Consider the following 12,454-nt stretch of genomic DNA (forward strand, 5'->3'; position numbering starts at 1 on the left):
TGCCGAGCCCCCAGTGGGCGACCCGGCAGGGCGGTCGCCGTGTGTCCGGGGCGGCCTCCGCCGTCGCGCCGCCCCGCGAGACCCACTGCGCTCCCGCGAGAGGCCCGCCGCGCTCGCGCGAGACCCACTGCGCTCCGGCGGGCCCTCGCCCGCCCCCCAGTTGGACGACCTGGCCGTCGTCCAGCGGCATCTCGCCCGCGTGCGCCGCCTCGCGTCTCCTCGTGTCTCCTCCCGCGTCCGTTCCATCCCGTATGAGACGTACGCCCTCTTGCTGATCCTCACGGTCCGTGGGTACCGGAGGGATGCGCGAACGCCGCCCGAGAGGAGGGGAATTCACCGCAATCCGGTCCTCCGGCGCGGTCGGGCGCGCTGCCGATGTGGGGCTCAGCACAGTCCGCCGTCCCTGGTCAAAGGCAAGTTGACGGCTCTTCCGAGTGCGTGGTGGACTGCCCACGCCATGTACGGCGGCAGAAGAGGAAGCCGGTGCGAATCCGGCGCGGTCCCGCCACTGTCACCGGGGAAGAACACCCCGGGAGCCAGGAACTCTCACCGCCGGTCTCGTCGGACCAGGGCGTGGACACCCTGAGTGAGGACACATATCGCCATGCTCGGCTGCCGATCGAGGACCAGTACCAGGCCCGCCCCTGACCTCACGGCCGGCTGAGCCGATGGGTGCCGATCGCTCGTACGCGTACGGCGCCGCCGCCGGCCTTCTCGGCGATCTCCTTCTCGGCGATCCGCGCCGCGGGCATCCGGTCGCCGCGTTCGGGCGCGCGGCCGCAGCCGTGGAACGCGTGCTGTGGCGCGACCACCGCGGCTGGGGCGCCCTGCACACCGCCGTGTGCGCCGGCGGCGCCGTCGCCCTGGGGGCCGTCGCCGAACGGGCCGTACGCCGCTCCCCCGTCGCCTCCGCCGCACTGGCCGGCGCCGCCACCTGGGCGGTCGTCGGGGGTACTTCGCTGGCCCGGGAGGCCCGGACCGTCGGGCGCGCCCTGGAGGCCGGGGACATCGAGGCGGCACGTGCGCGGCTGCCGCATCTGTGCGGCCGGGATCCGCAGGCCCTGGACGCGGACGGGATCGCCCGCGCCGTCGTGGAGTCGGTCGCCGAGAACACCTCCGACGCCGTGGTGGGCGCGCTGGTGTGGGGTGCGGGCGGCGGGGTGCCGGGGCTGCTCGGGTTCCGGGCCGTCAACACCCTGGATGCGATGGTGGGGCACAGGTCGGCCCGCTTCCGGCGCTACGGCTGGGCCTCGGCCCGCCTCGACGACGTGGCCGGCTGGCCGGGGGCGCGGCTGACCGCCGTACTCGCCGCCGCGGCCGGACCCGACCCCCGCGGCGCCCTGCGCGCCTGGCAGGCCGACGCCCGCAAGCACCCGAGCCCCAACGCCGGGCCCGTCGAAGCCTCGTTCGCGGGCGCGCTCGGCGTGCGGCTGGGCGGGACGCTCTCCTACGGCGGGCGCGTCGAGCACCGGCCCGTCCTCAACGGGGACACCGGGCGGGCCGTCCGGGTCACCGACATCGACCGGGCCGTACGGCTCTCCCGCCGCGTCGGCCTGCTCGCGCTCGGCGTCACCCTCGCCGCGCGCCGACTCGTGAAGGGACGTGGGAAGTGAACGGTGGTCTCCTCGTCGCCGGCACCACCTCCGACGCCGGCAAGAGCGTCGTGACGGCCGGGATCTGCCGGTGGCTGGTGCGCCAGGGCGTGAAGGTCGCGCCCTTCAAGGCGCAGAACATGTCCCTCAACTCGTTCGTGACACGGGAGGGTGCCGAGATCGGCCGGGCGCAGGCGATGCAGGCCCAGGCCTGCCGCGTCGAGCCGACCGCGCTGATGAACCCCGTGCTGCTCAAGCCGGGCGGTGAGCAGAGCAGCCAGGTGGTGCTGCTGGGCAGGCCGGTGGGCGAGATGAGCGCACGCGGCTACCACGGAGGGCGCCAGCAGCGGCTCCTCGGCACGGTCCTGGACTGTCTGGCCGAGTTGCGGGGCACGTATGACGCGGTGATCTGTGAGGGGGCCGGTTCGCCCGCGGAGATCAATCTGCGGCGGACCGACATCGTGAACATGGGGATCGCGCGGGGCGCGCGGCTGCCCGTGCTCGTCGTCGGCGACATCGACCGGGGTGGCGTCTTCGCCTCCTTCTTCGGGACGCTCGCCCTGCTCTCACCGCAGGACCAGGAGCTGGTCGCCGGCTTCCTGGTGAACAAGTTCCGCGGCGACGTCGGCCTGCTGGAGCCGGGGCTGGAGATGCTGCACGGTCTCACCGGGCGGCGCACCTACGGCGTGCTGCCGTTCCGGCACGGGCTCGGCATCGACGAGGAGGACGGGCTGCGGGTGTCCCTGCGGGGCACGGTCCGGGAGTCGGCCGTGACGCCTCCGCTCGGCGAGGACGTCCTGCGGGTCGCCGTCTGCGCGATCCCGCTGATGTCGAACTTCACGGACGTGGACGCGCTGGCCGCCGAACCGGGCGTCGTGGTGCGGTTCGTGGACCGGCCGGAGGAGCTGGCGGACGCCGACCTCGTGGTGGTCCCGGGTACGCGCGGGACCGTACGGGCGCTGGAGTGGCTGCGGGAACGGGGCCTGGCGGAGGCGCTCGTGCGCCGGGCCGCCGAGGGGCGGCCGGTCCTCGGCATCTGCGGCGGCTTCCAGATCCTCGGCGAGCACATCGAGGACGAGGTCGAGTCGCGCGCCGGGCAGGTCCGGGGCCTCGGGGTGCTCCCGGTGCGCGTGAAATTCGCCCGGGAGAAGACCCTCACCCGGCCCACCGGCGAAGCCCTCGGCGAGCGGGTCGAGGGGTACGAGATCCACCACGGGGTCGCCGAAGTGACGGGCGGAGAGCCCTTCCTGGACGGCTGCCGGGTCGGCCCGGCCTGGGGCACGCACTGGCACGGCTCGCTGGAGTCGGACGGCTTCCGCCGGGCCTTCCTGCGCGAGGTGGCGGCCGCCGCGGGCCGCCGGTTCGTGCCGGCCCCGGACACATGCTTCGCCGCGCTGCGCGAGGAGCAGCTCGACCGGCTCGGCGACCTGATCGAACAGCACGCGGACACGGACGCGCTCTGGCGGCTCATCGAGTCGGGCGCGCCGCAAGGACTGCCTTTCATTCCACCGGGAGCGCCCGCATGAGCACAGTGTTGTTGTTGTCGACCGCCGACACCGATCTGCTGGCGGCCCGGGCCTCCGGCGCCGGGTACCGGATCGGCAACCCGACCCGGGTCGACGTGGCCGGGGAACTGCCGGGTCTGATCGAGGGCTCGGGTATCGCCGTCGTACGGCTGCTGGGCGGTAAGCGTGCCTGGGAGGACGGGCTCGCCGCGCTGAAGGCGTCCGGGATCCCGACCGTGCTGCTGGGCGGCGAGGCCGTGCCGGACGCCGAGCTGATGGCCGAGTCGTCCGTTCCGGCGGGCGTCGTGGCGGAGGCGCTGAAGTACCTGGTCGAGGGCGGGCCCGCGAACCTGACCGAGCTGGCCCGGTTCCTCTCCGACACGGTGCTGCTGACCGGCGAGGGGTTCGAGGAACCGCGGAAGATGCCGGAGTTCGGGGTGCACGGCGGGCGTGACCTCGTCGAGGGCCGCCCCACCGTCGGCGTGCTCTTCTACCGGGCCCACGAGCTGAGCGGCAACACCGCCTTCGTGGACACGCTGTGCGAGGCGATCGAGGCGCACGGCGCCAACGCCCTTCCCGTGTACTGCGGTTCGCTGCGCGACGCGGACGCCGGGCTGTACGAGATCCTCGGCCGGACCGACGCCCTGGTGGCCACCGTCCTCGCCGCCGGCGGCACGCACGCCTCCGAGGCCTCGGCGGGCGGCGACGAGGAGGCCTGGGACATCGGGGCGCTCGCCGACCTCGACGTGCCCGTCCTGCAGGGGCTGTGCCTGACCTCCTCGAAGAGCGCCTGGGAGGAGTCCGACGCCGCCCTGTCCCCCATGGACGCGGCGATGCAGGTCGCGATCCCGGAGTTCGACGGGCGCCTGATCACGGTGCCGTTCTCCTTCAAGGAGCAGGGTCCGGACGACGTGCCGGTCTATGCCGCCGACCCCGAGCGGGCCGGGCGCGTGGCCGGAATCGCCGTACGGCACGCGCGGCTGCGGCACAAGGCGAACGCCGACAAGAAGCTCGCGCTCGTCTTCACCGCGTACCCGACCAAGCACTCGCGCGTCGGCAACGCGGTGGGCCTGGACACGCCCGCGTCGGCGGTGCGGGTCCTGGACGCCCTCAGGGAAGCCGGCTACGGCCTCACCGAGTACCCCGACAACGGCGACGAGCTGATCCACCGGCTGATCGGGGCCGGCGGGCACGACGTCGAGTGGCTCACCGAGGAGCAGCTGCGCGTGGCGCCCGCGCGGGTGCCGCTGGCCGACTACCGGGCCTGGTTCGACCGGCTCGACCCCGAGCTGCGGGACGCCATGCTCCAGGCGTGGGGCGAGCCGCCGGGCAGCCTGTACGTGGACGGCGACGACATCGTCCTCGCCTCCCTGCAGTTCGGGAACGTCGTCGTGATGATCCAGCCGCCGCGCGGCTTCGGCGAGAACCCGATCGCGATCTACCACGACCCCGACATGCCGCCCTCCCACCACTACATGGCGGCCTACCGCTGGCTGGCGGCCGCACCGTCGGAGGGGGGCTTCGGCGCGGACGCGATCGTGCACATGGGCAAGCACGGCACGATGGAGTGGCTGCCGGGCAAGGGCCTCGGCCTGTCCAGGGTCTGCGCCCCGGACGCCGTCCTCGGCGACCTCCCCCTCGTCTACCCGTTCATCGTCAACGACCCCGGCGAGGGCACCCAGGCCAAGCGGCGCGGGCACGCCACGGTGGTCGACCACCTGGTGCCGCCGATGGCGCGCGCCGACACCTACGGGGACCTGGCCAAGCTGGAGCAGCTGCTGGACGAGTACGCGCTCGTCTCCGACCTGGACCCGACGAAGGCGCCGGCCGTACGGGCGCAGATCTGGACGCTGGTCAAGGCCGCCGAGCTGCACCACGACCTGCACGTGGACGAGCAGCCGGGCGACGACGACTTCGACCAGTTCGTCATGCACATCGACGGCTATCTGTGCGAGATCAAGGACGTGCAGATCCGGGACGGCCTGCACATCCTCGGCGGCGGGCCGGAGGCCGAGCCGCGGGTGAACCTGGTCCTGGCCGTGCTGCGCGCCTCGCAGGTGTGGGGCGGGCAGGCGAACGCGCTGCCGGGGCTGCGGGCCGCGCTGGCCGGGCACTTCGGGCTCGTGGAGAAGGAGTTGCTCGCCGAGCCGGGGGCCCCGGTGAAGGTGCCCGTCGAGCTGACGGATCTGGCCGAGGGCCCCGCCCGCACGGCCGCCGACGCGATCGACCTGCTGGAGCACCTGTGCCGGCGGATCGCGGAGGGCATGGAGGCCCGCGGCTGGGCGGTCGCCGAGAGCGCGCCGCTCGTCCGTGAGGTGCTGGGCACCGAGCTGCCGGACGCGGTCACCGTACTGGAGTTCGCCTGCACCGAGGTGGTTCCCCGGCTCGCCCGCACCACCGACGAGATCGCTCACATCCTCAAGGCGCTGAACGGCGGTTACGTCCCGGCGGGCCCGTCCGGTTCACCGACCCGCGGTCTGGTCAACGTGCTGCCGACCGGCCGGAACTTCTACTCGGTCGACCCCAAGGCCATCCCCTCCCGGCTGAGCTGGGAGGTCGGCCAGTCGCTCGCCGACTCGCTCGTGCAGCGGTATCTGCAGGACACCGGGGAGTACCCGCGGTCGGTCGGGCTGACGGTGTGGGGCACATCGGCGATGCGCACCCAGGGCGACGACATCGCCGAGATCCTGGCGCTGCTGGGCTGCCGCCCGGTGTGGGACGACGCCTCGCGCCGGGTGACGGGCTTCGAGGTGATCCCCCCGGCGGAGCTGGGGCGGCCGCGCATCGACGTCACGGTCCGCATCTCCGGCTTCTTCCGGGACGCGTTCCCGCACGTGGTCGGGCTGATCGACGACGCGGTGCGGGCGGTGGCCGAGCTGGACGAGCCGGCCGGGCAGAACTTCGTGAAGGCGCACGCCGACGAGGACACCGCCGAGCACGGTGACCGGCGGCGCGCGACGGCCCGTGTCTTCGGCTCGAAGCCGGGGGCGTACGGCGCCGGTCTGCTGCCGCTGATCGACGCCCGCAACTGGCGCTCCGACGCCGACCTCGCCGAGGTGTACGCGGTGTGGGGCGGGTACGCGTACGGGCGCGGGCTGGACGGGCGGGCGGCGCGCGGGGACATGGAGACCGCGTTCCGGCGGATCGCGGTGGCGGCGAAGAACGTCGACACCCGCGAGCACGACCTGGTCGACGCCGACGACTACTTCCAGTACCACGGCGGCATGGTCGCCATGGTGCGCCATCTGACCGGCGCCAGCCCCGAGGCGTACGTGGGTGACAGCGCCGTGCCGGACCAGGTGAAGACCCGCACGCTGGGCGAGGAGACGCACCGGGTCTTCCGTGCCCGTGTGGTCAACCCGCGCTGGATGGCGGCCATGCGCCGGCACGGGTACAAGGGCGCCTTCGAGATGGCGGCGACCGTGGACTACCTGTTCGGCTACGACGCCACGGCGGGCGTGGTCGACGACTGGATGTACGAGAAGCTCAGCGCGGAGTACGTCTTCGACCCGGAGAACCGGGACTTCATGAAGAAGTCCAACCCGTGGGCCCTGCGGGGCATCACCGAGCGGCTCCTGGAGGCGGCGGACCGCGGGCTGTGGGCCGAGCCGGACGCGGAGACGCTGGAGCGGCTGCGCGCCACCTATCTGGAGCTCGAAGGCGACTTGGAGGGCGAGGAGAAGTGAGTACCCCGTTTCCGTTCACGGCCGTCGTCGGCCAGGACGACCTGCGGCTCGCGCTGCTGCTGAACGCCGTCTCGCCGGCGGTCGGCGGTGTGCTGGTGCGCGGCGAGAAGGGCACCGCCAAGTCGACGGCGGTACGCGCCCTTTCGGCGCTGCTGCCCCAGGTGTCCGTGGTTCCCGGATGCCGTTTCTCCTGTGACCCGGCGGCGCCGGACGCGTCCTGCCCGGACGGGCCGCACGAGGCCGGGGCCGGTGGGCCGCGGCCCGCGCGGATGGTCGAGCTGCCCGTCGGCGCCTCCGAGGACCGGCTGGTCGGCGCCCTGGACATCGAGCGGGCGCTCGCCGAGGGCGTGAAGGCGTTCGAGCCCGGCCTGCTGGCCGACGCGCACCGCGGGATCCTGTACGTGGACGAGGTCAACCTCCTCCACGACCACCTGGTCGATCTACTGCTGGACGCGGCGGCGATGGGCGCGTCCTACGTCGAGCGCGAGGGTGTGTCGGTGCGGCACGCGGCCCGCTTCCTGCTCGTCGGCACCATGAACCCCGAAGAGGGGGAGCTGCGGCCGCAGCTGCTCGACCGGTTCGGGCTGACCGTGGAGGTCGCGGCCTCGCGGGAGCCCGACCTGCGGGTGGAGGTCGTACGGCGCAGGCTGGCCTACGACGACGACCCGGCCGGCTTCGCCGCACGGTGGGCCGAGGAGGAGGCCGCCGTACGCCGACGGATCGTGGCGGCGCGGGAGCTGCTGCCGCAGGTGCGGCTGGGCGACGGGGCGCTGCGCCAGATCGCGGCGACCTGTGCGGCCTTCGAGGTGGACGGGATGCGCGCCGACATCGTGATGGCGCGTACCGCCACCGCGCTGGCCGCCTGGGCGGACCGCACCGATGTGCTCGCCGAGGACGTGCGGCAGGCCGCGCTGCTCGCGCTGCCGCACCGGCGGCGGCGCAATCCGTTCGACGCGCCGGGGCTCGACGAGGACAAGCTGGACGAGACGCTGGAGCAGTTCTCCGGGGACGACGGGAACGGCGACGACGATCCGGACCCCGACGGGCCCGGTGGCGGCGGCGGGCAGCCCGCGCCCGACGACGGCCCGCAGGACGACGGCGGCTCCGCCGCACGGCCCGAGGCCGGTGAGGGCGGGGAGCCGCAGACCGCCGGCGCGCAGGAGCAGCCGGCCGCACGGGCCGCCGAGCCGTTCCGTACGAAGGTGCTGAGCGTGCCGGGCCTCGGTGAGGGTGCCGCCGGGCGGCGCTCGCGGGCGCGGACCGAGCACGGGCGGACGACCGGGGCCCGGCGGCCCCGGGGCACGCTGACCAAGCTGCACCTGGCGGCGACCATGCAGGCCGCCGCCCCACACCAGCGCTCGCGCGGGCGGTCCGGGCGGGGGCTGGTGCTGCGCCGGGACGATCTGCGGCAGGCGACGCGGGAGGGGCGCGAGGGGAACCTCGTGCTGTTCGTGGTCGACGCCTCCGGTTCGATGGCGGCGCGACAGCGGATGAGCGCCGTCAAAGGTGCCGTCCTGTCCCTGCTCCTCGACGCCTATCAGCGGCGCGACAAGGTGGGGCTGGTGACGTTCCGGGGCGCCTCGGCGGATGTCGCCCTGCCGCCGACCTCGTCCGTGGACGCGGCGGCGGTCCGGCTGGAGTCGCTGCCGACGGGGGGTCGTACCCCGCTGGCGGCCGGGCTGCTCAAGGCGCACGAGGTGCTGCGCGTGGAGCGGCTGCGGGATCCGGCGCGGCGGGCACTGGTCGTGGTGGTGACCGACGGGCGGGCGACGGGCGGCCCGGAGCCGGTCGCGCTGGCGGGGCGTGCGGCGCGGCTGTTCGCGGCCGAGCAGGTCGCGTCCGTGGTCGTGGACTGCGAGTCGGGGCCGGTGCGGCTCGGGCTCGCCGGGCAGCTCGCGGGTGAGCTGGGCGGTACCGCCGTCACGCTGGACGAGCTGCGGGCCGATTCGATCGCCGGCCTGGTCAGGGACGTGCAGGGGACTTCGAGGAGGGCCGCGTAATGCCGCAGGGACAGCCGAGTGTGATTCCGGAGGACGGGCTGACGACCCGGCAGCGGCGCAACCGGCCGCTGGTCGTCGTCCACACGGGCATCGGCAAGGGCAAGTCGACGGCCGCGTTCGGTCTTGCGCTGCGCGCCTGGAACCAGGGCTGGCCGATCGGGGTGTTCCAGTTCGTCAAGTCGGCGAAGTGGAAGGTCGGCGAGGAGAACGCGCTGCGCGTGCTCGGCGCCTGTGGCGAGGGCGGGACCGTCGACTGGCACAAGATGGGCGAGGGCTGGTCCTGGGTCCAGCGGGATGCCCAGATGGACAACGAGGACAAGGCCCGGGAGGGCTGGGAGCAGGTCAAGCGGGACCTGGCGGCCGAGACGTACCGGCTGTACGTGCTGGACGAGTTCGCGTACCCCATGCACTGGGGTTGGGTGGACACGGACGAGGTCGTGGAGGTGCTGCGGAACCGGCCCGGCACCCAGCATGTGGTGATCACCGGGCGGAACGCGCCCGGGAAGCTGGTGGACTTCGCCGACCTGGTCACCGACATGTCCAAGGTCAAGCACCCCATGGACGCGGGGCAGAAGGGCCAGAAGGGCATCGAGTGGTGAGTTCCGTCCCCCGGCTGGTCATTGCCGCGCCGTCCTCCGGCAGCGGCAAGACCACCGTCGCCACGGGGCTGATGGCCGCGTTCGCCGCGCGGGGGCTCGCCGTGTCCCCGCACAAGGTGGGCCCGGACTACATCGACCCCGGGTATCACGCGCTCGCGACCGGGCGGGTCGGCCGCAACCTGGACGCGTACCTGTGCGGGCCGGAGCTGGTCGCTCCGCTGTTCCTGCACGGGGCTCGGGGGTGCGACCTCGCGGTCGTCGAGGGCGTGATGGGGCTGTACGACGGGGCCGCGGGCGAGGGGGAACTCGCGTCCACGGCCCATGTCGCCAAGTTGTTGGGGGCGCCGGTGGTGCTGGTCGTGGACGCGTCGTCGCAGTCGCGGTCGGTGGCGGCGCTGGTGCACGGGTTCGCGTCCTGGGATCCGCAGGTGCGGGTCGGGGGCGTGATCCTGAACAAGGTCGGCTCCGACCGGCACGAGTCGATGCTGCGGGAGGCGCTGGATGCCTCCGGGGTGCCGGTGCTGGGTGTGCTGCGGCGGGTGGCCCAGGTGGACACGCCGTCCCGGCATCTGGGGCTGGTGCCGGTGGCCGAGCGGCACTCCGCTGCGGTCGGGGCCGTTGCCGCGATGGGTGAGCAGGTGGCGCGGGGTTGCGACTTGGCTGCGCTGGAGGCACTTGCCCGTGCTGCCGGCCCCGTACCAGGGGGCTCCGCCCCCTGGACCCCTGCCCCGCCGACCCTCCACCCGACTCGGTCGGCAGAGAAGCCGGCCGAGAAGCCGGCGGGCCCGGCTCGGTCGGACGCAGGTACGGGTCGGTCGGACAGAGATGCGGCTCGGTCGGACGACAAGCAGGCCGGGAAGGAAGCCGGCACAGCCGGGACGGGCGGACGTACGGCTCTGTCGGGTGGGACAGGCGGACGTGCGGCTCAGCCGTCGGCTCTGTCGGGCGGGACCGGCCGGCCCGTTGTCGCGGTTGCCGGTGGGGCCGCCTTCACCTTCTCCTACGCCGAGCAGACCGAGCTGCTCGCCGCCGCCGGTGCCGACGTGGTCACCTTCGATCCGCTCCGGGACGAGCGACTGCCCGAAGCGACGGCCGGGCTGGTCATCGGGGGCGGTTTCCCCGAGGTGTACGCCGCCGAGCTGTCCGCCAACGAACCGCTGCGCAGGGCCGTCGCCGAGCTGGCCCTCAGCGGTGCCCCCGTGGCCGCGGAGTGTGCCGGGCTGCTCTACCTCTGCCGGGAGCTGGACGGGCGGCCCCTGTGCGGCGTCCTGGACGCCACCGCGCGGATGACGGAACGGCTCACCCTGGGCTACCGGGACGCGGTGGCCGTCGGGGACAGTGTGCTGGCCGCCGCTGGCACGCGGATGCGCGGGCACGAGTTCCATCGCACGGTCGTCGAGCCCGGCGCCGGTGCGGCTCCCGCCTGGGGCGTGCGCGCCCCGGTCCGGCGGGTCGAAGGTTTTGTACAGCAGGGCGTGCACGCGAGTTATCTGCACACGCACTGGGCGTCCGAGCCCGGTGTGGCCCGTCGGTTCGTGGAGAGGTGCCGGACGTCATGAGCAGCAGGCTGATCGGTGTCGGGGTCGGTCCCGGTGACCCGGAACTGGTGACCGTCAAGGGGGTCAACGCGCTGCGCGCGGCCGATGTCGTCGTCGTACCCGTGATGGCCGGATCCGACGGGAAGGACGGCGGGGAGCCGGGCCGGGCCGAGGCGACCGTGCTGCACTACGTGCCCGCGGAGAAGGTCGTCCGGGTGGTGTTCGCGCTGAACGAGCGGAGCGACCGGGCGCGCCGGGAGGCGGCCTGGGACGCGGCGGGCGAGCGGGTCGCGGGCCTGCTGCGCGCGCACGGGTGCGTCGCCTTCGCCACCATCGGGGATCCGAACGTGTACTCGACGTTCACCTATCTCGCGCAGACGATCACGGAGCTGGTGCCGGGTGTCGCGGTGGAGACCGTGCCCGGGATCACCGCCATGCAGGATCTGGCCGCGCGCTCGGGGGCCGTGCTCACGGAGGGCACCGAGCCGCTGACGCTGGTGCCGGTGACGGCGGGTTCCACGGTGCTGAAGGAGGCGCTGGCCGGGCCGGGGACCGTCGTGGCGTACAAGTTCGGGCGGCAGGCCGCCGAGGTCGCCGAGGCGCTGCGGGAGACCGGGCGGATCGGGGACGCCGTGTGGGGTTCTGCGCTCGGGCTGCCGGAGGAGTCGGTGCGGCCGGCCGCCGAGCTGGACGGGGAGCCGCTGCCGTACCTCTCGACGCTGATCGCGCCGCCGCGGCGCGACGGCGGGCGGGGCGGGAAGCTGTGAGACCGCCGGTGCGGTCAGCCGCCGGAGATGCCGACCACCAGCCAGATGAAGGCCGCGCCCGCCACCGTGCACAGCAGCGTGGAGCGGGCCGGGTGCTCATGGTGGGCCTCGGGAAGGATCTCGGCGGCGGCGAGGTAGAGCAGTACGCCGCCGAAGAGGCCGAGATAGCCGCCGAGCACCGGTTCCGGGATGTGGAAGAAGACGGTCGACACGGCGCCGGCCAGGGGCGCGCAGGCGTCGGCCACCAGCATGCCTATCGCGCGGCGGCGCGCGTTGCCGTACAGGCTCGTGAGGGTGAAGGTGTTGAAACCGTCGGCGAAGTCGTGAGCGATCACGGCGAGCGCGACGGAGGTGCCCATGCCGCCGCCCACCTGGAAGGCCGCGCCGATCGCCACGCCGTCCATCGCGCTGTGGCCGACCATCGCGGCGGCGGCCGTCAGGCCCACCTCGGGCGCCCGGTGGTTGTGCTCGTCACCGCCGTGGGCGGCCTGGCGCGCGGCCAGCGTGCGTTCGACCAGATGGGCCAGCAGGAAGCCGGCCACGAACAGCAGCAGGGCCGCGGGTACGCCGAAGATCTCGCGGTCGGCCGCGTGCAGCGCCTCCGGCAGCAGATCCAGGCCGACCACGCCGAGCATCAGACCGCCGGCCAGTCCCAGGACGAGATGGCGGCGGTCGGTCACACGCTGTGCCGTCCAGCCGCCGGCCAGCGTCATCAGGAACGCGCCGAGCGCGACAAAGACCGCCATAGGCCCTTGCTATCCGATGGA

Annotated in this window: 8 protein-coding genes and 1 riboswitch; of the genes, 7 read left to right on the top strand and 1 reads right to left on the bottom strand. The window is 73.9% G+C overall.

Going from position 1 to position 12,454, the window contains the following annotated elements; translation table 11 throughout:
- Positions 1-424 precede the first annotated feature (424 nt).
- Positions 425-567: riboswitch (cobalamin riboswitch) on the top strand.
- Between the two features lie 101 nt (positions 568-668).
- Genes ACZ7P3_RS16560 through cobI form a run of 7 tightly spaced genes read left to right on the top strand, consistent with a single transcriptional unit; the run spans position 669 to position 11,687 of the window.
- Positions 669-1,613 (top strand): cobalamin biosynthesis protein, encoded by a 945-nt coding sequence (locus ACZ7P3_RS16560; RefSeq protein WP_472082150.1) that lies wholly within the window; start codon positions 669-671, stop codon positions 1,611-1,613.
- Positions 1,610-3,118: a cobyric acid synthase gene (locus ACZ7P3_RS16565; RefSeq protein WP_472082152.1), complete on the top strand. Its 1,509-nt coding sequence runs from the start codon at positions 1,610-1,612 to the stop codon at positions 3,116-3,118. Before ACZ7P3_RS16560 ends, ACZ7P3_RS16565 begins: the two co-directional genes overlap by 4 nt.
- On the top strand, positions 3,115-6,783 hold the full coding sequence (gene cobN / locus ACZ7P3_RS16570) for a cobaltochelatase subunit CobN (RefSeq protein WP_472082154.1): 3,669 nt from the start codon (positions 3,115-3,117) through the stop codon (positions 6,781-6,783). Before ACZ7P3_RS16565 ends, cobN begins: the two co-directional genes overlap by 4 nt.
- Complete coding sequence (locus ACZ7P3_RS16575) at positions 6,780-8,783, top strand: putative cobaltochelatase (protein WP_472082156.1); 2,004 nt, start codon at positions 6,780-6,782, stop codon at positions 8,781-8,783. Before cobN ends, ACZ7P3_RS16575 begins: the two co-directional genes overlap by 4 nt.
- Positions 8,783-9,382, top strand: coding sequence for a cob(I)yrinic acid a,c-diamide adenosyltransferase (cobO, locus tag ACZ7P3_RS16580; protein ID WP_472082158.1), 600 nt, complete (start codon positions 8,783-8,785; stop codon positions 9,380-9,382). The genes ACZ7P3_RS16575 and cobO overlap by 1 nt, the downstream gene beginning before the upstream one ends.
- Positions 9,376-10,941: a cobyrinate a,c-diamide synthase gene (locus tag ACZ7P3_RS16585; protein WP_472082160.1), complete on the top strand. Its 1,566-nt coding sequence runs from the start codon at positions 9,376-9,378 to the stop codon at positions 10,939-10,941. The genes cobO and ACZ7P3_RS16585 overlap by 7 nt, the downstream gene beginning before the upstream one ends.
- Positions 10,938-11,687: a precorrin-2 C(20)-methyltransferase gene (gene cobI, locus ACZ7P3_RS16590; RefSeq protein ID WP_472082162.1), complete on the top strand. Its 750-nt coding sequence runs from the start codon at positions 10,938-10,940 to the stop codon at positions 11,685-11,687. The genes ACZ7P3_RS16585 and cobI overlap by 4 nt, the downstream gene beginning before the upstream one ends.
- Positions 11,688-11,701: 14 nt before the next feature.
- Here cobI and ACZ7P3_RS16595 read toward each other — a convergent pair whose 3' ends face one another.
- Complete coding sequence (locus ACZ7P3_RS16595) at positions 11,702-12,433, bottom strand: ZIP family metal transporter (protein WP_472082164.1); 732 nt, start codon at positions 12,431-12,433, stop codon at positions 11,702-11,704.
- Positions 12,434-12,454 lie beyond the last annotated feature (21 nt).

This window comes from Streptomyces sp. NPDC107581, assembly GCF_055657175.1.

What these genes read in the sequence shown, in the direction of transcription:
- ACZ7P3_RS16560 (WP_472082150.1), top strand. Translation starts at nt 669, where the DNA reads ATGGGTGCCGATCGCTCGTACGCGTACGGCGCCGCCGCCGGCCTTCTC.
- cobN (WP_472082154.1), top strand. Translation starts at nt 3,115, where the DNA reads ATGAGCACAGTGTTGTTGTTGTCGACCGCCGACACCGATCTGCTGGCG.
- cobO (WP_472082158.1), top strand. Translation starts at nt 8,783, where the DNA reads ATGCCGCAGGGACAGCCGAGTGTGATTCCGGAGGACGGGCTGACGACC.
- cobI (WP_472082162.1), top strand. Translation starts at nt 10,938, where the DNA reads ATGAGCAGCAGGCTGATCGGTGTCGGGGTCGGTCCCGGTGACCCGGAA.
- ACZ7P3_RS16595 (WP_472082164.1), bottom strand. Translation starts at nt 12,433, where the DNA reads ATGGCGGTCTTTGTCGCGCTCGGCGCGTTCCTGATGACGCTGGCCGGC.